The sequence below is a fragment of the Haladaptatus pallidirubidus genome (assembly GCF_020700235.1).
GTDB lineage: Archaea > Halobacteriota > Halobacteria > Halobacteriales > Haladaptataceae > Haladaptatus > Haladaptatus pallidirubidus.
The window spans coordinates 3,727,559-3,747,346 of sequence record NZ_CP085301.1; the positions used below are offsets into that span (position 1 = coordinate 3,727,559).

The 19,788-nt window shown below is 59.5% G+C and carries 24 protein-coding genes; 13 read left to right on the forward strand and 11 right to left on the reverse strand.

The features are described 5' to 3' along the window. Nucleotides 1–14 precede the first annotated feature (14 nt). Together LIX15_RS20215 and LIX15_RS20220 are read right to left on the reverse strand one after the other, a co-directional pair. The gene (locus LIX15_RS20215) at nucleotides 15–533 is read right to left on the reverse strand and encodes a DUF7122 family protein (protein WP_227775371.1); all 519 of its coding nucleotides are present in this window, start codon (nucleotides 531–533) and stop codon (nucleotides 15–17) included. Then, nucleotides 530–1,435, reverse strand: a complete 906-nt coding sequence (locus LIX15_RS20220; RefSeq protein ID WP_227775372.1) for an RsmB/NOP family class I SAM-dependent RNA methyltransferase — start codon at nucleotides 1,433–1,435, stop codon at nucleotides 530–532. The genes LIX15_RS20215 and LIX15_RS20220 overlap by 4 nt, the downstream gene beginning before the upstream one ends. 108 nt (nucleotides 1,436–1,543) lie before the next feature. Here LIX15_RS20220 and LIX15_RS20225 point away from each other — a divergent pair, with 108 nt between their 5' ends. Next, complete coding sequence (locus tag LIX15_RS20225; protein ID WP_227775373.1) at nucleotides 1,544–2,290, forward strand: proteasome assembly chaperone family protein; 747 nt, start codon at nucleotides 1,544–1,546, stop codon at nucleotides 2,288–2,290. Nucleotides 2,291–2,551: 261 nt separating this feature from the next. Here the strand turns inward: LIX15_RS20225 and LIX15_RS20230 are convergent, their stop codons facing one another. Then, nucleotides 2,552–3,247 carry a peptidoglycan DD-metalloendopeptidase family protein gene (locus LIX15_RS20230; RefSeq protein WP_227775374.1) on the reverse strand — a complete coding sequence of 232 codons (696 nt, stop codon included), beginning with the start codon at nucleotides 3,245–3,247 and terminating at the stop codon, nucleotides 2,552–2,554. A 191-nt stretch (nucleotides 3,248–3,438) separates the two neighbouring features. Here LIX15_RS20230 and LIX15_RS20235 point away from each other — a divergent pair, with 191 nt between their 5' ends. The 5 genes from LIX15_RS20235 (at nucleotide 3,439) to LIX15_RS20255 (ending at nucleotide 7,027) form a co-directional block, all read left to right on the forward strand. Continuing rightward, nucleotides 3,439–3,588 carry a hypothetical protein gene (locus LIX15_RS20235; protein ID WP_227775375.1) on the forward strand — a complete coding sequence of 50 codons (150 nt, stop codon included), beginning with the start codon at nucleotides 3,439–3,441 and terminating at the stop codon, nucleotides 3,586–3,588. A 44-nt stretch (nucleotides 3,589–3,632) separates the two neighbouring features. Next, nucleotides 3,633–4,754, forward strand: coding sequence for a pyridoxal phosphate-dependent aminotransferase (locus tag LIX15_RS20240; protein ID WP_227775376.1), 1,122 nt, complete (start codon nucleotides 3,633–3,635; stop codon nucleotides 4,752–4,754). A gap of 74 nt (nucleotides 4,755–4,828) precedes the next feature. Then, nucleotides 4,829–5,680, forward strand: coding sequence for a UbiA family prenyltransferase (locus tag LIX15_RS20245; protein WP_227775377.1), 852 nt, complete (start codon nucleotides 4,829–4,831; stop codon nucleotides 5,678–5,680). A gap of 32 nt (nucleotides 5,681–5,712) precedes the next feature. Continuing rightward, nucleotides 5,713–6,489 (forward strand): class I SAM-dependent methyltransferase, encoded by a 777-nt coding sequence (locus LIX15_RS20250; protein WP_227775378.1) that lies wholly within the window; start codon nucleotides 5,713–5,715, stop codon nucleotides 6,487–6,489. A gap of 106 nt (nucleotides 6,490–6,595) precedes the next feature. Continuing rightward, nucleotides 6,596–7,027 (forward strand): NUDIX hydrolase, encoded by a 432-nt coding sequence (locus tag LIX15_RS20255; RefSeq protein WP_227775379.1) that lies wholly within the window; start codon nucleotides 6,596–6,598, stop codon nucleotides 7,025–7,027. On the opposite strand, the gene LIX15_RS20260 is transcribed toward LIX15_RS20255, so the two are convergent. After that, the gene (locus LIX15_RS20260) at nucleotides 7,028–7,405 is read right to left on the reverse strand and encodes a hypothetical protein (protein WP_227775380.1); all 378 of its coding nucleotides are present in this window, start codon (nucleotides 7,403–7,405) and stop codon (nucleotides 7,028–7,030) included. It lies immediately after the preceding gene. Nucleotides 7,406–7,450: 45 nt separating this feature from the next. Between LIX15_RS20260 and LIX15_RS20265 the strand changes: the two genes are divergently transcribed. Together LIX15_RS20265 and LIX15_RS20270 are read left to right on the forward strand one after the other, a co-directional pair. Then, complete coding sequence (locus LIX15_RS20265; protein ID WP_227775381.1) at nucleotides 7,451–8,332, forward strand: alpha/beta fold hydrolase; 882 nt, start codon at nucleotides 7,451–7,453, stop codon at nucleotides 8,330–8,332. A gap of 52 nt (nucleotides 8,333–8,384) precedes the next feature. Then, complete coding sequence (locus LIX15_RS20270; protein WP_227775382.1) at nucleotides 8,385–9,035, forward strand: type 1 glutamine amidotransferase; 651 nt, start codon at nucleotides 8,385–8,387, stop codon at nucleotides 9,033–9,035. A gap of 6 nt (nucleotides 9,036–9,041) precedes the next feature. Here LIX15_RS20270 and LIX15_RS20275 read toward each other — a convergent pair whose 3' ends face one another. Next, the gene (locus LIX15_RS20275) at nucleotides 9,042–10,223 is read right to left on the reverse strand and encodes a redox-regulated ATPase YchF (RefSeq protein WP_227775383.1); all 1,182 of its coding nucleotides are present in this window, start codon (nucleotides 10,221–10,223) and stop codon (nucleotides 9,042–9,044) included. Between the two features lie 374 nt (nucleotides 10,224–10,597). Between LIX15_RS20275 and LIX15_RS20280 the strand changes: the two genes are divergently transcribed. Continuing rightward, the gene (locus tag LIX15_RS20280; RefSeq protein ID WP_227775384.1) at nucleotides 10,598–11,329 is read left to right on the forward strand and encodes a GNAT family N-acetyltransferase; all 732 of its coding nucleotides are present in this window, start codon (nucleotides 10,598–10,600) and stop codon (nucleotides 11,327–11,329) included. A gap of 114 nt (nucleotides 11,330–11,443) precedes the next feature. Beyond that, nucleotides 11,444–12,415, forward strand: coding sequence for a deoxyhypusine synthase (locus tag LIX15_RS20285; RefSeq protein WP_227775385.1), 972 nt, complete (start codon nucleotides 11,444–11,446; stop codon nucleotides 12,413–12,415). 18 nt (nucleotides 12,416–12,433) lie between these two features. Here LIX15_RS20285 and LIX15_RS20290 read toward each other — a convergent pair whose 3' ends face one another. Continuing rightward, nucleotides 12,434–12,640 carry a dodecin family protein gene (locus tag LIX15_RS20290; RefSeq protein WP_227775386.1) on the reverse strand — a complete coding sequence of 69 codons (207 nt, stop codon included), beginning with the start codon at nucleotides 12,638–12,640 and terminating at the stop codon, nucleotides 12,434–12,436. A 149-nt stretch (nucleotides 12,641–12,789) separates the two neighbouring features. Between LIX15_RS20290 and LIX15_RS20295 the strand changes: the two genes are divergently transcribed. Then, complete coding sequence (locus LIX15_RS20295; protein WP_227775387.1) at nucleotides 12,790–13,005, forward strand: hypothetical protein; 216 nt, start codon at nucleotides 12,790–12,792, stop codon at nucleotides 13,003–13,005. Nucleotides 13,006–13,085: 80 nt separating this feature from the next. Next, the gene (locus tag LIX15_RS20300) at nucleotides 13,086–13,481 is read left to right on the forward strand and encodes a DUF2267 domain-containing protein (RefSeq protein ID WP_227775388.1); all 396 of its coding nucleotides are present in this window, start codon (nucleotides 13,086–13,088) and stop codon (nucleotides 13,479–13,481) included. Here LIX15_RS20300 and LIX15_RS20305 read toward each other — a convergent pair. From LIX15_RS20305 to LIX15_RS20325, 5 genes are all read right to left on the reverse strand, one after another. Further along, on the reverse strand, nucleotides 13,478–13,858 hold the full coding sequence (locus tag LIX15_RS20305; protein WP_227775389.1) for a DUF8055 family protein: 381 nt from the start codon (nucleotides 13,856–13,858) through the stop codon (nucleotides 13,478–13,480). The two genes, LIX15_RS20300 and LIX15_RS20305, sit on opposite strands and share 4 nt — an antisense overlap. A 25-nt stretch (nucleotides 13,859–13,883) precedes the next feature. Continuing rightward, nucleotides 13,884–15,557 (reverse strand): FAD-dependent oxidoreductase, encoded by a 1,674-nt coding sequence (locus LIX15_RS20310; protein ID WP_227775390.1) that lies wholly within the window; start codon nucleotides 15,555–15,557, stop codon nucleotides 13,884–13,886. Between the two features lie 19 nt (nucleotides 15,558–15,576). Then, nucleotides 15,577–17,121 carry an electron transfer flavoprotein subunit alpha/FixB family protein gene (locus tag LIX15_RS20315; RefSeq protein ID WP_227775391.1) on the reverse strand — a complete coding sequence of 515 codons (1,545 nt, stop codon included), beginning with the start codon at nucleotides 17,119–17,121 and terminating at the stop codon, nucleotides 15,577–15,579. Nucleotides 17,122–17,123: 2 nt separating this feature from the next. After that, nucleotides 17,124–17,972, reverse strand: a complete 849-nt coding sequence (locus tag LIX15_RS20320) for an electron transfer flavoprotein subunit beta/FixA family protein (RefSeq protein WP_227775392.1) — start codon at nucleotides 17,970–17,972, stop codon at nucleotides 17,124–17,126. A gap of 170 nt (nucleotides 17,973–18,142) precedes the next feature. Beyond that, complete coding sequence (locus LIX15_RS20325; protein WP_227775393.1) at nucleotides 18,143–19,087, reverse strand: polymer-forming cytoskeletal protein; 945 nt, start codon at nucleotides 19,085–19,087, stop codon at nucleotides 18,143–18,145. A gap of 147 nt (nucleotides 19,088–19,234) precedes the next feature. Here LIX15_RS20325 and LIX15_RS20330 point away from each other — a divergent pair, with 147 nt between their 5' ends. Continuing rightward, the gene (locus LIX15_RS20330; protein ID WP_227775394.1) at nucleotides 19,235–19,432 is read left to right on the forward strand and encodes a DUF5800 family protein; all 198 of its coding nucleotides are present in this window, start codon (nucleotides 19,235–19,237) and stop codon (nucleotides 19,430–19,432) included. The last annotated feature ends 356 nt before the right edge of the window (nucleotides 19,433–19,788 follow it).

Here is a 19,788-nt window from a genome sequence, read left to right on the forward strand (position 1 = left end):
TTCGGATTACTCCGCTACAGGTCGCGCTGTCGTCCTTTCGGAACGAGCGATTGCAGTTCGCCGTGGAGATACAACCCGACGCCCAACGGTTCCCGACCGCCTGCGATTTCGTGGCTCACGATGAGATAGCCCCAGTCGCCCTCCCAGTCGAGTTCTTGGTCTTCACCGCGGACGAACCGATTCGCTTGTTCTTCGTCCAGTTCGAGGACGTTCTTATTTGCGAGGCCGCCGAGTCGCTGGGCCGCGTTCGTCGTCGGTTTCCAGTGTCGCTGTCGGGTTCGGAGGAACGTCATTCCGAGCGCTTCGATGCGAACCGGCGAGTCGAGGTCGCCGCGAAGAATCCAGATTTTACCCTTCCCTTTTTCCCAGAAGGAGTGCCCCTCGAACGTCTCGGGTTCGATGCCAAACCGTTCTTGCCACCAATCGAGAATCTCCTTTCGCGTCGCTCGTCCGGCGACTTTTCGCTCCTCGGCAGTGGCGGGAAGGCGGTCGAATCGCTGGCCGTCGTTCGTTTTTGTTTGGTCGTCGGTCATGCGTTCACCTCCAGTTTCGCGCAGAAGAAACCGCCCGTGTCGTTGTGGTGCGGGTAGAACCGCTTTGCCTTTCGAATACTGTCGTCGTAGTCGTCGCCCTGCCACTCCGTGAGTCCGGGTTCGGATCGGAGGCCGATGTCGTACTCGACTAGTCGGCAGTCCTCGCGCTTGAGAACGTACTCCAGAACGGCCTCGTTTTCCTCCGGCGCGAAGGTGCAGGTGGAGTAGACGACGCTGCCGCCCTCCCGCGTGGCTTGGATTGCCCGCCGAAGGATTCCCTTCTGCACGCCAGCGACGCCCTCGATGTGGTCTAAACTCCAATCGTCCAGTGCGGTCGGGTTCTTTCGAATCGTCCCCTCACAGGAGCACGGAACGTCCACGAGCGCGGCGTCGAACGTCTCGATGCCGAGCGGTTTGAGCGAGAAGTTGCGCGCGTCCTGATTCGTCACGGCGGCGCAGGTGACGCCGAGTCGTTCGGTGTTGAATCGGAGCGCGGACAGCCGCCCGAGGTTGCTGTCGTTGGCGACGATGAGACCGTCGTCGTCCATCAGCGCGGCGAGCTGCGTCGTCTTGCTTCCCGGTGCGGCACAGGAGTCGAGGACGCGCTCGCCGGGGTTCGGGTCAAGGGCGAACGCCGAAATGGAGGACACTTCCTCCTGTCCGTGTGTCCAGCCGTGAAACGAGGGCCACGTGTTTCCGGGACTGCTGTCGATTTTCAGCACGTTCTCGTTCCAGTCGCGCGATTCCCATTCGACTCCCTCGGCGTCGAACGCCTCGGTCACCTGCTCGCGGGTCGCTTTGATTTCGTTCACCCGAACGACCGACGGGAGCGGGCGTTCGCAGGCGGCGCGAAACGCCTCGAAGTCGTCGATGATGGGTTCGTATCGCTCCAGTGCGTCCATTACTCGCCAGTGCGTGCGAGAGGTGTTTGTGGGTTTCGGAGCGACGTGACGGGTTCGATAACTGACCGCGCCATCCTTTTTAAGTTGAAGCCGCCCGAACCGTGATGTATGAGTAATATTACCGTGGTTACAGAGGAGATCGAACTCGACGCGCCGACGCTGGTCGAAGGGCTTCCGGGACTCGGACTGGTCGGGAAAATCGCTACCGACCACATTGTAGAGCAGTTCGATATGACCTACTACGCCGGTATCGACTGCGACGGGATTCCGGAAATCGCGGTGTACGACGGCGACGACCGCGAACTCCTTCCCCCGGTTCGACTGTACGCCGACGAGGAGCGAAATCTGGTCGCGCTCAAAAGCGACGTGCCGGTTTCCGCGGACGGGTCGCCGCAGTTCGCAAAATGCGTTTCCTCGTGGATTCAGTCGAAAGACGCGACGCCACTCTATCTGAGCGGTCTTCCCCACCAGAAAGAGACAGGGACGGTTCCCGAACTGTACGGCGTCTCAACCGGCGAAACGGGACACATGCTGGACGACAACGGAATCGACTTTCCGAACGAAACTGGGGCGGTCAGCGGACCGACCGGTGCGCTCCTGCACCGCGCGGGCAAACTCGGACTCGACGCAATCGGCCTTATCGTTCAGTCCGACCCGCAGTTCCCCGACCCCGCGGCGGCCCGCGTCCTGATAAAGGACGGTATCGCTCCGATCGCGGACATCGACGTGAACACGAACGACCTTGTGGAGCGCGCCGAAGAGATCCGCCAACAAAAAGAGCAGTTCGCACAGCGCATGCAGGACGCGGAACAGGAGGAGAGCTCGCAGGCAAAACCGCTGCGAATGTTCCAATAGCACCTTTTACTGCGTGAGCGCGCCAACGGCACGCTCACTGGTGAAATCTGCACCAAAAGCACTCCTCGCTCCCGATGGTCGCTCGTCGGCCCGCTCGCTCGTCGCTATCGCTCCTCACCCGCGAAGAATTACTGGCTGCTAGCGGTAGTGTCCATTCCGATAATTACCGTCTTGCCCGCCGATTCCAGCGACTACGCAACCAACCGATTTCGACGGTTCAAAAAACAACTAATCGTTTTCGATGCCTGCAACCGCACGATTTTAGATGCCGGAATAGTCCTTCGGAATCTTGTAGCCCGCGGTGACATTTTGGCCGTCGGAACCGGGAATCGAGAGGTGCGTGCCGTTGCGTTCGATGGTGAAGTGAAGGTGCGGGCCGGTGGAGTTCCCGGTGTCCCCCATGCCGCCGATAACCTGGCCACGCGAGACGCTCTGACCCTGCGACACGTTGAAGCTATTCAAGTGGCAGTACATCGTTTGGTAGCCGTTTCCGTGACCGAGTTTCAGGTAATTCCCACAACCGCCCGACTCGTAGCTCCGAATGTCCACCACGCCGTCGTGGGCCGCGTAAATCGGCTCGCCGATATTCCCGTTGGCTCCGAAGTCAACCGCGTAGTGACCGGGACGGGCACCGTACGGCGACGTGATGTAACCCGTAATCGGCCAGTCGAAGTCCGAACCACCGTTACTCGTAGACTGAAGGTACCGCTCGACGGACCAGCCCCACACGTTGCGGTCGAGCCAGTGGACGCCCCACCAGCGATAGCCGTCTTCGTCGACTGGGCCGTTCATGATTTCGCCGACCTCGCCGTTGTTCAGGGTGGCGACGACGGGTGACTCCGTGCCGGGCTGTTCTCGCGTGTTCAGCGCACTCGCCGTGACTTCGACGCGCTCGTCCATGGCAAACGCGCTCGCAGAACCGCTCATTGCCGCCGTTACCGTTCCGGCGGTTGCCACAGTCCCGATTGATTTAAGTACCGATCTCCGATTGAATTTTCTTGACATTCGCAAGTATGAAATTAGACTACTAATTATTAATATTTTTGTTCTAAATTTTATATTTTGAATGACTAGTAAAATCTGCGCTTTCTTTCGGAGCGGTTCTTCTCGACAGAACGTTTTTGCGTTCGAACCGCTTTCTGTCACTCATGACTGACGCAGACGACGCAAATCTCGAACAGTTCCTCCGCGACGTGGACAAAGTGTACGCCGAATACGAAAACGGTTACATGGACGCCGACGCCGCCCTCTCCGTGCTTGACGACCATCTCGAATCCCTTCGCGCACAGATAGAGTAGCCGAGGAGAAGAATTATCGCCCCCCGCTCCGTGGTTTCGGGCGTATGACCGGCTTTTCGGACAGAGTCGAACACGTATCGATAAGCGGGATTCGGAAAGTGTTCGAAGCCGCGGGTGATGACGCCATCAATCTCGGCATCGGCCAACCGGACTTTCCGACCCCGACGCACGCACGACAGGCCGCACTCGACGCCATCGAATCCGGCGCGACGGACGCCTACACCTCGAACAAAGGTATTGTAGAGCTCCGAGAGGCTATCAGCGCGAAGCACGAACGCGACAACGGTCTCGACATTCCGCCGGAAAACGTCATCGCCACTGCTGGCGGGAGCGAAGCCCTCCACCTCGTCATGGAGGCCCACGTGAACCAGGGCGAGGAAGTCATCTTTCCCGACCCTGGTTTCGTGGCCTACGACGCCCTCACGCACATCGCAGGCGGGACGCCGAAACCCGTCGCCGTCCGCGAGGATTTGACGCTCGATCCCGCGGATGTCGAGAATGCGATTACGGACGATACGGCGGCCTTCGTCGTCAACAGCCCCGGTAATCCGACCGGTGCGGTTTCCACCGAAGAGGACATCCGCGAGTTCGCCCGCATCGCGGACGAACACGACGTACTCTGCATTACCGACGAAGTGTACGAACACATCGTCTTCGACGGCGACCACTACTCGCCGATGGAATTTGCGGAATCGGACAACGTCGTCGTGGTCAACGCCTGCTCGAAAACCTACTCGATGACGGGATGGCGACTCGGATGGGTCGCCGGAAGCGAGCGCAGAATCGAGCGCATGCTCCGAGTTCACCAGTACATTCAAGCCTGTGCGAGCGCCCCGGCACAGTTCGCCGCGAAAGGCGCGCTTTCCGGCCCGCAAGACCCGGTCCAGGAAATGGTGTCCTCGTTCGAGGAACGAAGGGACGTGCTTTTGGACGGCCTTTCCGACATCGGTCTCGAAACGCCCACACCGTCCGGTGCCTTTTACGCCATGCCGAAAGTGCCCCAAGGGTGGATTGACGAAGTGCTTTCCCGTGGCGTCGTCGTCGTCCCCGGCGAAGCGTTCGGCGAAAACGGCGCTGGTTACGCCCGAATCTCCTACGCAACCGGCGTCGAGGAAATCAAGGAAGCGCTGGAAATCATGGGCGAAGCGGCGGACGCGGTTCGGTAATCGGCAAATGGTCCTTCGACCACGACTTCCACTGGCCTGAGATTTTATCTTCTTTGCCCCCGTGATTTGCTGACATGCCCATTTCGCGCCACGGCTCCGGCGCAGTTTCCACCCTCCGCGCCGTCATCTCCCAGATACATCCCGTGTTCATGCTCCCGCCTATCGCGGCGTCGTGGTTCGGAAGCATGCTCGCCGGACAGTTCTCTCTTTTGACGGGCGCACTCCACATGACGGCCATCTTCGCCGGGGTCTACACGGCCCACGTCAAGGACGGCTACGTCGATTTTTACATCCGCGGGGAGGACGACGATCACCCTCTCACGGAAAAGGGATGTAAACTCCTCCTCGCCAGCGCGACCGCGGTTTTCGCGCTCTGCCTCGGCGGTCTGTGGATCGCGGTCGGAATCGGGGCCGCACTCATCACGCTTCCCGGGTGGTTCATCGGCTACCTTCATGCGCCGCAACTCGACATGCACCCGATCTCCGCGACGGGGGGCTACCCGCTCGGCATCGCCCTCGCGATTCTCGGCGGTTTCTACACGCAGACGGAAACGCTCGCGCCAATCGCGCTCGCGTTCGCCGGCGTCTTCTTCGCCCTCCTATCGGGCGTGAAAGTCATCGACGACGCGCAGGATTACGACTACGACCGCTCCATCTCGAAGCGCACCGTCGCCGTCGTTCTCGGGCGCGAACGCGCCCGGACGACGGCGTTTTTGCTTATGGCGTTCTCCCTGCTCTGCGTCCTCGGCTTCGCCGTTGCAGAGGTGTTTCCGCCGAGCAGCGTTCTCGCGGTACTAGCCTTCGCGGTAATCGGCGTCGTCGCCCACCGAACCGGCCCGGAACTGGCCACGATGCTCCTGATTCGCGGGTCGTACGTCTTCCTCGCGCTTTTGCTCGCGGCGGTCTGGTTCCGACCCCTTTCCTAGTGTTTTTCGCCAGACATCAATTACTACCGTTCATGACTGATTGGTCCGACTCGTCCGATGCGGTCGCCGAGCAGTACGAAGACAGCGGGAACTTGAACGCTCGAATTTCCCTCCACGAGGAGTACAGCACGGCGGAACGAGATTTTCGCTCGTGGCAGTTCGACCAGTTCGAATGTGATTCAGGAACGCGAATTCTTGTAGTGGGGTGCGGCCCGGCGGAGTTGTGGGAAACGAACGCTGAACGCATTCCGGCGAACTGGTCGGTCACGCTAACGGATTTCTCACCGGGAATGGTAGACGAAGCCCGCGAGAACGTTCCAGCCGACGGGACGTTTTCGTTCCGCGTCGCCGACGCGAGCAACCTTCCGTTCGAGGACGACTCGTTCGACGCCGCGACTGCGAATCACATGTTGTACCACGTTCCCGACCGCGATTCCGCCATCCGTGAACTCCGTCGCGTACTGAAACCCGACGGAACGCTCTATGCGACGGCGAACGGCGATGGTCATATCGGTGAACTGTTCGAAGTTATGGAATCCGCGCTGAACACCTCGGTTTCGCACGCGACAGGGTTCACCCTCGATAACGGCCGTGAACAACTCGAACGACAGTTTTCCGCCGTCGAAAGACGGCAGTACGTCGACTCGCTTGCGGTCACGGACGTTGACCCATTAATTGCCTATATCCTTTCACGCGAAGATGTAGACGAATCGTCCGTCGGAAACCTACGTAAAGCGTTCGAAAAACGGTTTGAGGACGGCGTCTTCCACGTCACGAAAAACACCGGTATGTTCGTCGCGCACGAGTGACCCGAAACCGAAATCACGAGCGACGACCGGGAAACGGAGGCGATTTCCGGAGAGAAATCCTGACCGAGACACTTACACCCCTCCCCTTCATCTAACGATTATACTCGTGACCGAATCAACTTTCACCGAAGAAAAAGCGTACGCCTACGTCACCCGCGACAGGGAGGAGGTCCCCGAACTGCTCGTGTTCGAACACCCCGACCCGGAGGGGGGCGTGCAGGTTCCGAAAGGGGGTATCGAAGACGGGGAATCGCCGCGCGAAGCGGTCGTTCGGGAGCTGAAAGAGGAAAGCGGTCTGACGGAGCTCGAGTCGATACGCTCGCTGGAGACCGACGTGTGGCAACACCACGAGAAGCCGAAGGCGTACCGTCGTCATTTTTTCCACATCGTCGCCGAAGAACGCCGCGACCAATGGCGACACACGGTCACGGGGGACGGCGAGGACGAGGGCGTCGTTTACGACTACTTCTGGGCTCGCCCCCGGTCGATTTCGCTCGCGCGGGACATGGACGATTACATCGGACAAATTCTGAAATGACTACGGGTCGAGCGACCGACACCGTTCTATCCACTCCTCCTCGAACGTCGGACTCGTCACGACGCGTGCCGCGAGGTTCGAAACTTCGGTAATGCCCTCCGCCTCGCACCACGAGAGACACTGTTTGTAGGTTGGAACCGAAATGTCGTCCGTATCCCGAACGAGTCGGAGTTCGTCCGCTCCCGAAAGATACGCGGCGAATGCGCGGGAGTGCCCGTCCGTGAGCGTCCAGTCGCCGCCAATTTTCCGAATCGGAAGCGGGTCGTAGTTCGGTGATTCGAAATCGAACCACTCGATAACAGACGATAGCTTTGACTCATCGAGATACAACTGACTGGGCCGAATCTCGCCGAGCGGAACGCGAAACGATTCCGGCACGCACACACGTCAACGCTTAACCACGAAAACGTCGTCGGTATCCGCATGTCCGAACTAACCCACGACGACGCAATCGTCAACGGCGTTCGTCTCCACTACGTCGAGGCCGGTGAGGGGCCGCTGGTCGTCCTCCTCCACGGGTTTCCGGAATTTTGGTACTCGTGGCGAAAGCAGATTCCGGCGCTCACGGAGGCGGGATACCGCGTCGTCGCGCCGGATTTGCGCGGCTACAACGCCTCCGAGAAACCGCACGGCGTCGAACAGTACGGTCTCGACGAACTGGTCGGCGACGTACTCGGATTGATCGACCACTTCGAGGAAGAAAGCGCCCACGTCGTCGGCCACGACTGGGGCGGCGTTATCGCGTGGGAAATTGCCATTCGCCACACCGAACGAGTCGAAAAACTCGCGGCGCTGAACGCGCCGCATCCCGAGCGGTTTCGGGAACTGCTCCGAACCCCCGAGCAACTGCGGCGTTCGTGGTACGTGTTCTACTTTCAACTGCCGTGGCTCCCCGAACGCCTGCTTTCTGTCCGTAACTACGCTCCAATCGCGGAACTGCTCCGCGACGGCGCGGAAAATCCGGACGCCTTCGATGAAACCGACATTCGGCGATACGTCGAGGCCGCAGCACAACCGGGCGCACTGACGAGCGCCATCAACTACTACCGGGCGCTGTTTCGAGAGCGCGCGGGAAAGGAGATACGGGCGCTGTTCGGCGATGGTCGGGGCGATTTCGACGTACAGACACCGACACTACTGATTTGGGGCGAACAAGACGTTGCGCTCAGGGTCGAACTGACGGAGGGAATGGAGCAGTGGGTTCCAGACCTCCGCGTCGAACGATTGCCGAACGCGAGTCACTGGGTGCAAAACGACGAACCGGAGAAAGTGAGCGAACTGCTGGTCGAATTTTTCGACACCTGAAGTTCCGTTGTGAGCCATAGCTTTTTGACCGATTCCGCCCGATAGTCGGTCGATGTTGCTCGTACTGGAAAACGAAGTCAACCCGAAGTTTCGTTACTTCGTTCGGGAGATCCAATCCTACCTTCCGGAACACCGGGTCTACGACTACGCGAACGAGGGTGGGAGACCGTCGATTTTCGGCGTGGACGGCGTCGTCGTCGCTGGAAGCACGGCGGGGGTGTACGAGCGCGATGAGTATCCGTGGATGGACGAACAAATCGAATTCGTCCGCGAATTGGTCGAACGCGAGATTCCGACCCTCGGCGTCTGCTTCGGGCATCAAATCGTCAATCGCGCGCTTGGCGGGTCGGTCGAACACCGCGGATTGACCAACGAACTCGTCCGCGCCGACCTCGCGGACGACCCGCTTTTCGAGGGTGTTTCGCCGGTGCTACCGGCCGTGCACGGCGACCATGTGGTCGAAACCGGAGGCGGGATGGAAACTATCGCCTCGACCGAGCACAACGACCATTTCGCCACTCGGCACCGGGACGTACCACTGTGGACGACGCAGTTTCATCCGGAGTTCACAGGTGCGCTTCGGTGGAGAGTTGCCGCGGATTTTGGTTGGCGAGAAACCGCTAACTCGTTTTCGGACGTGAACGGAGAGCGCGTGTTCGAAAACTTCGCTCGACTGGTCGGTATCGAAGACGAGAAAATGTGAGCGCGCCTACTTCGCCGTGCTGACGATTTTTATCACGTCGCCTTCTTCCAACTCGTAGGAGTCGCTGATGTCGCGGTTCGTCTTCGCGTTCACGGCGTGGAGGTAGCCGTCGCCGATGTCGCTGTGAACCGCGTAGGCGAGGTCTGGCGGGGTCGAACCGTTCGGGAGCAGGAAGGCGTCGGGGAGGACGTTTCCTTGGCCGTCCGTCCACTTCGATTCGTTCTGCACCGGGTAGGCCGTGATTTGGTCGAGCAGGTCGTACACGGCGGTGTCGAGGGCCTCCTGCACGCCGGTTCCGCCCCACTCCCGCATGACGCCCCTGATTCGTTCGAGTCCGGTCCGTTGCTGGTCGCTCAGGTCGCCGACGACCTCGAAATCGTCGTCACCGGGGTCGTAGTCTACAACGCCAGCCTCGACGCCCTGTCGAAGCGCGAGTTCGCCCTCCGCGGTGGCGGGGATGACCGGCTTGCCCGTCTCGCGGAGTCGTTCGATATTTTCCTCGGGGGCGATGTCGGCTTTGTTCGCCACGAGGATGATGGGCTTGGTTCGGGCGCGGATGTCGCGGGCGAGCGCTTCGCGATGGTCGTCAGTCCACTGCTGAGGGTCGTCGGGGTAGTCCAGCTCACGGAGGCTGGCGGCCACTTCGTGTTCGCTCGCGCCGAATCCCGTCAGCATCTCCGAGAGCGCTTCGTCGATGTCGAAGCCCGGGGAGCGAGATTGGCGCACGACGCCCTCCCAGTTGCGTTCGATGATGCCCGCGAGCCACTGGTCCATCTCCTCCTCGATGAAATCGACTTCCTCGACGGGGTCGTAGGTGCCGATTTCGACGGGTTCGCCCTCCTCGTTGGTTCCACCCGAGGCGTCAACGACGTTGACGATTGCGTCGGCGTTCGTCAGTTCGTCCAAGAACTGATTGCCGAGTCCGCGGCCTTCGTGCGCGCCCGGGACGAGTCCAGCCACGTCGAGCAGTTCGATTGGGACGTAGCGTTTCCCGTCGTGGCAGTGCTCGTTACCGCATCGTTCGTCGCGTTCGAGGCAGGGACAGTCGGTTCGGACGTGGCTCACGCCGCGATTCGCGTCGATGGTCGTGAAGGGATAGTTCGCCACGTCCACCTCGGCCAGCGTCGCAGATTTGTAGAACGTAGACTTCCCGGCGTTGGGCTTGCCCGCGAGCGCGATGGAAATCATGCTCGTCGGTAACAGGGAAACCGGGAATTGCCTTTCGGTTTTCCGAGATAGGGGAAGTCGTTGCGACTGAATCGACGCGACTGGGATGGCGCCCGCTGACACACCCCGTGGAAAACGCCAGAGTGAGTAGCGCGAAATGCAGGTTCGCGGATAGTCGAGTGGCGGAACCGCGATACGACGATGTAATCGCAAACAGACGGTGCGGCTTTGATTGGAGTCGGCAATTGCTATCGGGACTCGAGGGAGTGGTTGACTCATTGCTGACTTCGACAATCAAACGTCTATCTAATAACGCAATTCGACCCGGTCTGTTATCTCAGTACGCCGTCAAAACCATCGTTAATAATAAGTAGGGATGAGTGGTAACAGTGTGCATGGAGTTCTCCGAGAAACTAGAGTTCGGCCATGAAGACCGCAAGCGAATCTACGAATACGTAGAACAGCACGGAACGGCCGACGCGGACGAGGTACAGCAGTCGCTCGGAATCGATCCGGGTGGGTTCCGCCACCACGTCGCCATCCTTCGCCGGGACGGATACCTCTCGGAGGACGACGGCGTACTCGTAGTTTCGCTCGAAACCGGAGCGGAAGAGGAGTTCGTAGACGAGGATACGGAGTTCATCATCCGTCCCGCCCGTCAGGAAGATTTGGCGGGTATCGTCGGCGCGATTCGGCAGGTCGCGGAGGAAGGAACCTACATCGTCGCCGAAACCGTCGCGGACGAAATCGATCATCAGGAGGCTCTGCTCCGACACAACGAACTCGAGTCGCGGATGTTCTTCGTCGCCACGGTGAACGACGACGTAGTCGGCTGGGTACACCTCCACGCGCCGGAACTGGACAAACTCAGCCACACCGCGGAGTTGACGGTCGGCGTCTTGGACGAGTACACCGGCCATGGAATCGGAAGCCACCTGCTCGAACGCGGATTGGAGTGGGCCGGTTCGAACGGCTACGAAAAGGTGTACCAGAGTGCCCCATCGACCAACCAGAACGCCATCGATTTCCTCAAAGCCCACGGCTGGGAAACCGAGGCGGTGCGCGAAGACCACTACAAAATCAACGAGGAATACGTGGACGAAGTGATGATGGCGGTGAAACTGTAGCGGTTACGTTTTTGAATCCCGTTCGACACTTTCCGATGTGGCCGTAACGGTAACGCACACCAAACGGAGCGGGATATAAAACACTCATCTTCGGTCAGCGATGACATCCACAGGATGAGTGACGAAAGCCGTGAACACGTGATTCCGGGAAGCGAAGAGGAACTCGACACCCCCGACGTCAAGGGTTACGACTTCGGCGGCGAGTTCGACTTTTTCGAGATGCTGTCGTCGTATCGAACGACCGGATTTCAGGCGACGCATCTGCACGAAGCAATCGAACTTGCCCAAGCGATGCGCGAGGCGGACGCAAAAATCTATCTGACGTTTACGTCGAATATCGTTTCGTCGGGGCTTCGCGAGGTGTTGGCGTACCTCGCTCACGAAGACCTCGTCGATGTGATGATAACGACGTCCGGGTCGATAACCGAGGACGTTATCAAGACCGAAAAGCCGTTCAAAATGGGCGAATGGGACGTAGATGAGGTGAAAATGCGCGAGCGAGGAATCAACCGCCTCGGAAACATTTTCGTGCCATCCGATCGGTACGTTTGGTTGGAGGAGTACTTGAACGATTTCTTCCCGGACTTTTTCGCCGACCAGAAGATTCGAACCCCGACGGCGTTCGCGCGGGAACTCGGCGAAACGCTCGACGACGAGGATTCTATCCTCTACAATGCCGCGAAAAACGATATTCCCGTCTTCTGTCCCGCCCTCACCGACGCGGAAGTCGGGAACTTCCTCTACTACTATCGACAGGGGTACGATTCCGATATCGGCATCGAAATAGTGGACGATTACGACAACCTCATCGAAGAGGGACTTCTCGCCGACAAAACCGGTCTCATCGTCCTCGGCGGCGGCGTTCCGAAACACCACGCCATCATGACCAACTTGTTCCGCGGCGGTGCGGACTACGCAATCTACGTTTCCACCGGTATGGAAGGCGACGGCTCGTTGTCGGGTGCGCCGCCGAACGAAGCGGTTTCGTGGGGCAAAATCAAGCAGGATGCGAAAAACCACGTCCAAGTCGAAGCAGAGGCTACCTTGGTCGTCCCTCTGCTCGTCGCTGGCGCGTTTGCCGAGTAATCCCGCTCTACCCTGGCGTTATTCGTGACGAACCGGGAACGCGACTTCGACCGTCGTCTTGTAATCCGTAATCTGGCCGTTTTCGACGTTCGCCGTCCAATCTTCGACTTCGATACCGCTGATGTTCTCGATAGTTTCGCTGGCTTGCTCGACCGCTTCCCGGGCGGCGTCCTCCCACGATTCCTCGGACGTTCCGAGTACCTTGATGATTTTTACTGCCGTCATGGCATACGCCCTACGCCAGCATGGAGGTAGCATCTTGTGGCCGCGCTTTGGAGAGTTCGTTCGTCGGTGATTTCGGTGCTGTGCTGCTGTTTTGAGTGATTTTGATATTCGAGAAACTGTTTGAACCGGTATCGGCTTACTGCGAATTGTTGCCGACTCCATTGAAAACCGCCACCGCACCGAAACCACCCACGTACATCCCCCACCCGATTCCGGTCCTCACTTCGTTGCGGTACCTGCGGGCCACGGCCGCAGGTCAGCAAGACGCGTTGCGTCTTGCAAGCCTCGTCTCTCACACGCTGTCGGCACTGCCCGAGGCGATTACCGCCGAGGGCCAGTGCCAGCGCGTACCATTCCGGTCGTGAAGATTGCCACTGACTCATGCCTGCCCGGTTCTGCCACTCGATACTTGTACTCTCCCGCCGTTCCACGTTTGGGGGAGAGCATGGATTACAGTGAGTTCATCGGACAGACACAGCACCGACTGAAACTGGGGAAACAGGGAAAGACGGTTCGGGCGATTCGCGCCACGCTGACGACGCTCGGCGAACGACTGCAACCCGGCGAAGCGAAAGACCTCGCGGGGCCGCTCCCGATGGAAATCGACTGGTATCTCGAACGGGCCGATTCGGGCCAGCGATTCCACTTCGACGAATTCGTAGACCGTGTGGCAGAACGCGAAGGTATCGAGAATCAGGATGCGCTCTTTCACGCGAAGGGTGTAATGTCGCTCGTAGCCGAAGTCGTTCCGGAGGGAGAATTTCAGCAGGTTCGCCAGCAGTTGCCGGACGAGTACGACCCGCTATTCGAACTCGTCGGAAACGAGGCGGCGTTCGACTAACGCCGCGCCCGTCGAATTTCGGGCCTCGGAATCCGGGTCAGCAGTTGCACCGCGTCGTGGATATCGTGGGTTTTCACGACCAGTTCCGCGACTTCCCGCACCGTGAACTCCGTCTCTATTTCGTGGCCGTAACAGCGCGCGTACAGCGCCAACCAGTCGTTGAGCGCCCGTTCCAGTCGCGTCATCTCCCACTGGTCGAACCGCGCGAACTCGCCGGTTCGACCCTCGACGTACACCGAGACGACATCACCGACGCCCGAACGGAGGATGGAAACCGCACGATCCTCGTCCGGTGGATTTGCGGGCGGGTCGAATGCTTTCCGGTCGGCCCGCGCTCGCTTTGCGAGATCGGCGATTCGGTCGCGGTGTTCGGTCATCGTTGATGTTTCCTCCCGTCTTCGCTCACCCTTGCTTGAACTCGACGCCTTTGTCGCCGCGCGGGTGTTCCCATTCCGTTTCGGCGACGACGGCACAGGTGCCACATTCGACGCAGGGTTGCGTGTCGAGGCTCACGATTTTCTCCTCGTGGCCGTTCATCTGCACCGTCTCCTCGCGGTAGCAACCGCCGCCGAAATCCTTCGCGCTGACGGGACAGGCCGACACCGCCGCGCCGCTGGCTTCGTAGGAGTCGTTTCGCAGGCGGATGTGCGGGTTGCCCACGTCCGTGTCGTAGGTCAGGTCGCCGATTCGGTCGGCGAGGCTCTTCGGTTCGACCTCGTTTACGTCCTCGATTTCGGTACCCAGCTCTTCCGCGATAACCGTCGGAAGCGTGACGTAGGGCGTCTTCGTGTCCGGAATCATCGAGGAGAGGAACGGCGAACTGTAGAGACGTTCGAGTTGCGACTCCATCGACCCGGAGCGAAGCACCGCCCGACCAATCGGCGAAGAGAGGAGAGTATCCGTGAAGTCTGCGATTCGCTCCGTCTCGCCGAATCGTCCGAGTGTTCGATACTGTTTGGGTCGGAGTTTGTCCATCACGCCTTCGTCCTTCAGCTTCTTTTCATAGAGCAGTCCGGCCTTCTCCGGGTCGCCGCGCATTCGCGCCTCGGCGAATGCCTCGGCGGCGAGCGCGCCTGCGGTCACGGCGTGGTTCATCCCCTTGATTATCGGCCCTTGGGCCTGCATCTGCCCCCCGGCGTCGCCGACGAGGGCGAGACGCCCGCGGTGCGGTGCCGGATGGGCCGCTTTCTTCGAATCGGGAACGAGTTTCGCGCTGTACTCGACTTCGTCGTAGTGACCGTTCAGCCACTGCGCGAGCAGCGGGTGCGTGAGCAGATTGTCGAGCAGTTCGTGCGGTTCCGCCTCCTCCGTCACGAGACTGTCGAGGTGGAAGACGGTGCCGATGGAAAGCGAATCCTGATTCGTGTAGAGGAAGCCGCCGCCACGAACGTTCTCGAACAGGTTGCCCGAGAAGAGGTGCGCTTCGCCCGTGTCCGGAGAAACGTCGAATCGCTCGGCGATAACGTCCTCCGGCATTTCGATGACGGCTTTAACGCCTTGGAACCACTCGTCCGGTTCGTCCCAGTTCATCAATCCGGCATCGCGGGCGAGTTCGCTGTTAACGCCATCTGCCGCGACGATGAAGTCGGCCTTGATGGGGTCGAGTTCGTCGCAGGTGACGCCGACGATTTTCCCGCTCTCACGGAGCAAACCGTTCACTCGAACGCCGGTTAGCAAGCCGCCGCCGGTCTCGCTCGTCATCTCGTGGACTCGGTCGGCCAGCCACGAGTCCATTTTCCGCCGGAGGACGGCGTCCGACCACTCCGTGTCGTGTTCGTGGAGGCGGGTGATGTCGAACGATTTCACCTTCTCGTCGGCCACGTTGTGGATGTTGTAGCTCGTAATCGGGCGTTCAGCGGCCTCCTCGCGAAAGTCGGGGAACAGCGAGTCGATAGTGTAGGGTGCCGACTCTTCGGCGTAGATGAGGCCGCCGGAGACGTTCTTCGATCCAGCTTCGACACCGCGTTCGAGGACGAGCGTTTCGATTCCGTTGCGTGCGAGCGTCGCGGCCGCCGCGGCCCCACCGGGACCGGCACCGACTACGACTGCTTCGTACTGTTCGTATTCTCCTGTCATTAGCTAACAATCTCCATGTTCAGTCATCGTCTTCCGCCACGACCGCACCCAGTTCGCCCGCCTCGACTGCATCGGTGAGGCGGGGAAGCACTTCGAACAGGTCGCCTTCGATGAAGTAATCGGTGAAGTCCCGAATGTCGGCGTCCGTATCGGTGTTAATCGAGATGATGGTCTCCGACTCGTCCATTCCGACTTTATGCTGAATCGCGCCGCTGATGCCCGCCGCGATGTAGAGGGGCGGTTGGACGATTTGTCCGGTTTCGCCGATTTGGCGCTCCTCGCTGACGTACTGTTCGACGTGTCCCTCCACGTTGTAGGACGCGGTCACTACGCCCCGCGAGAGGCCGAGGTCGGCGTCGTCGAAGGCGTCAACGAGGTCGAGTGCGAGTTCGATCCCCTCCGTGGGGTCGTCGCCGATGCCACGACCGATTGCGACGACGACTTCCCGTCCGGTCAAATCGACGCCGGTATCGAGGGTGTCCCATTCGGCGACTTCGACGCGATACCAATCGTCCGGCGTGTCGATGTCGTATGAGACGATTTCGCCTTCGCGTCCCGGGTCGGCTTCCATCGCGTCGAAGCTACCCGGAATCACGGAACAGCCCTGCGGGTGGAACTCCCGATTCGGATTATCGATGCAGAGGATGGTCGAGTATTCGAATCCGGAGAAGTCCGGGCGCTTCATGTGCAGGATACGCTCGAACTCGACTTTCTCGCCTGGTGTGCCCGTCTTCACGGGATTCGAAATGAGTTCGTTCGTGATGGATAGCCCCGAGCAGTCGCTCGCGAGTCCGGAATCGAGTTCGCCCTGCACCTGTGCGGAGAGGTCGCGCCCATTGTTCGTCGCCGGGAAAAGGAAGTAGCGCGGTTTGTCGTACTCCTTCCAATCCGCCTCGGCTCGCGCCATGTCCGCCACGATTTCGGTGTACGGCTTGTGACGGAACCGCTTCAATCGCTCGTCGTCGTGGTACACCGCCACGTCCGCACCGAGTGCAATGCACTCCTCCGCGAGGCCGCGCATGTCGTCGCCGACAAGTACGGCGACGACTCGTTCGTCGCCGCCGTACTCGTTTTCGTACTCGTCCATCAACTCGCGGGCTTTGCCCAGCATCTCCTTCGACACGTCGAGCAGTTCGCCGCCCTGCGTCTCGCAGTACACCCACATGTCGCGGTAGACGCCGTCTTCGAGCGCTCGAACGTGCTTTTTGTCCGCGGTGGGATGGGTGAGTCCGTCGTCTTCCTCCTCGTCCTCTTCGTCGGCCCCTGCGTCGGAATCGGACGCCTCCGATTCCGACGCCGTTTCCGCTCCCTCGTCGGGGTCTTCTACGTCCGCCGCCGTCTCTTCGTACTCGCCTTCGGTTTCGGTATCTTCGGTGGCGTCGCCACCTTCCGTCTGGCTCTCAAGTTCGTCGATTCGGGCTTGGATGACCTCTTTCGCCGTCTTTCTGTCCTCGCCTTCCTCCTCGCTGGTAAGTATTTCGTCCAGTGCGCCCGTGTCTTCGACGGTCTGTACGTCCTGTTCCAGTTCTTCGACGGTTCGGTCGCCGGGATTTACGTCCGTCATTATCAGTCCCCCGCGGCAAATGGTCGCATCGTTTTGAGTACGTCCGCCATCGCCTCCTCGTCGTCGGGCGTGACCATCGTGGCATCGCGCTCCGCCGGGGCTTTCGGAATCGGGTCAACCGACGACACGATGGTCGGTGATCCGTCCAATCCGATGTAGTCCGGGTCGAGATTGAGGTCGGCGTGATCCCACGTCGAGAGGTACTCTTCGTACTCCTCGGCGCGCTCTTTCGTCTCGGCTTTCAGTCGCTTCTTTTGAAGCCGGTGGGCCGCCTTTCTGTAGGACGGTTCGTACTCTGGGTCGGTTACGATAAACGCCGGAAGCGGTGCGGTGACGGTTTCGATTTCGTCCACGTCGCCCTCCACGAGGCGCTTTGCGCGTACCTGTCGTTCATCTTCGTCCACCTCCATCGCGATGACGTGCGTGATAATCGGGTAGTCCAAACACCATGCCGTCTGCGGGCCGGTCTGTCCCGTCTCGCCGTCGGCGGTTTTGAACCCCGCGAAAACCAAGTCCGGTTCGCCGATCTTTTCGATGCCCGCCGAGAGGGTAATCGCCGTTGCCCACGTGTCCGCGGCGGCCATCTCGCGGTCGGAGAGGAGATAACAGTCGTCGGCGTACACCGTCATTGCTTCGCGGAGCACGTCGGCGTAGCCCGGCGGACCCATGCTCATCGCGCTCACCTGACCGCCGTGCTCCACTTTTGTCTGAAGGGCGGCTTTGAGAGCGAACTCGTCGTTCGGATTCATCACCGTCGGCGTCCGTCCGCGTTCCAAGTGACCGTCTTCGTCGAACGACACCTGTCCCTCGCGGAAGTCGGGAACGCCTTTGGTCAACACGACAGAGTGCATTGATACCACCATCCGTGAATGTGTTTAGTTTGCATACGTCACCACGTACCAAAGCCCTCGGAGGTTATTATACTGTTGGGAAATCAACAGAAATCTGACACTCTAACGGAACGCTATCCGCTGTCGATGTCTGTCACTTCTATGAGATAACGACCGAAACGTGTCAATAATTAGGCTTGCGGGGCCGGACCGTCTCCCGCACTGCGTTCTCGTTGACGGGCGGTATCACCCGTTTCGACGGCTTCCTCCGACTTTTCCTCCGATTCGCCGGTCGGCTTTCGTCGTTCGCTTCGGATCATCGTCATCTCGCCACGGGCGCGCATGGTTCCGTCCGCGGTCGCGTTTTCGTGGAATTCGAGGTCGGTGCAGGCTACGTCGCCCAGCACCTCCGCCCCGTCTTCGAGGACGACGGTTCCATTGCGGGTCGTCACGTCGCCGTGAATGCGCGTTCCGGAACCGACGACGATATCGCCGCGGGCGCGAAGACTTCCGAACACTTCGTTTTTCGCCCCGACGACGATTTCCTCGGCGCGAATGTTGCCGTGCAATCTACACCCGTCACCGATGGTCGCGGGCGTCGAAACGCGCCACGCGTCGTCGCTGACGTGGGCGCTCCGCGGAATGACCGCCGGGTCGGCCTCGCTCTCGTCCAGCATCTCGTCGATGACGTTTTTCGCGGCTTCCTCCTCACCCAACCGAAGCAACTGGGAGAGGTAGACGAACAGAAAGACGACGGTCGGCATCGGATTTCGGATGACGATCCAGCCGTTCGCTTCGAATCCGTCGTCGATTTGCACGTCGTCGCCAATGTCGAGATCACCGCTGACCATCAACCGCCCGGCGACGTGGACGCGCTCGCCCAAGTAGGCGTCCTGCCCGACGAGAACGTCGCCATCGACCTCCGACCAGAGGTCGAGGCGACAGTCCGCCTCGGCTTCGATATGTCCGCCGAAAGTCGCTCGCTCACCCGCGATAACGTGGTTTCCGCGCACGCCGAACTCCACGGTACTCTGTGCGCCGACGATGATGTCGCCGTCGGTCACGAGGTCGTGTTCTTCGACGGTCGTCCCGTCGGGAATCGAAAGTTCATCCAGAGGGTCGGAGCGGAGCGGCACATATCCTACCAACGATTCCCGCGTAATAAATCCTCCCGAGAACGTCTGACGCTCGTCTGCCGAGATGGGATGTGCTATGTTCCCAAACACCCGTGTTTCGATGTCTATTCTACAGCTTTTTTATCCGTCGGGGGCTAACGCCGGAGTATGACTACTCTTTCATTCGATGACGAGGGCGTCGATGTGGTTTACGAAGGAACCGAGTTTCGACTCGAAAAAGACCTCATCGAGGACGCGACGCAGAAATCCTACTTCGACGTGACCGACCACGAAGTCCTGCGAATCGTGGAGAAAAACCCCTCGCTCGGAGGACAGGCCCGCCGAATCGGGGACATTATTCGGTAGCACACCTATTCTAACGCATAACATAAATACACAGACGTCGATATTTCGATTGTATATGGTTATATATAAATATAAATAATCTTATGGTTTGAGCTAGTAGATATACCCTCATGAAATTCCCAAAAACGTATCTGCCGTGGGTTTTTCTTCTTGGCACTGTCGGGTTTGCTCTCCGGAGTGTTGTAAAGTGGACAGAGGAAACGCCTTCAATTTCTCTTTACGCAGATATTGCAGTAGTATTACTATTTTTTGGTTCTATCAGTTGAGTATTATTACGAGTCTAAGGAGGTGCCTCTTTCTGGATTGTTCCGAAGTATTTTATTAGGAATTTCCATCGTCTGTTTATTGGTCATATT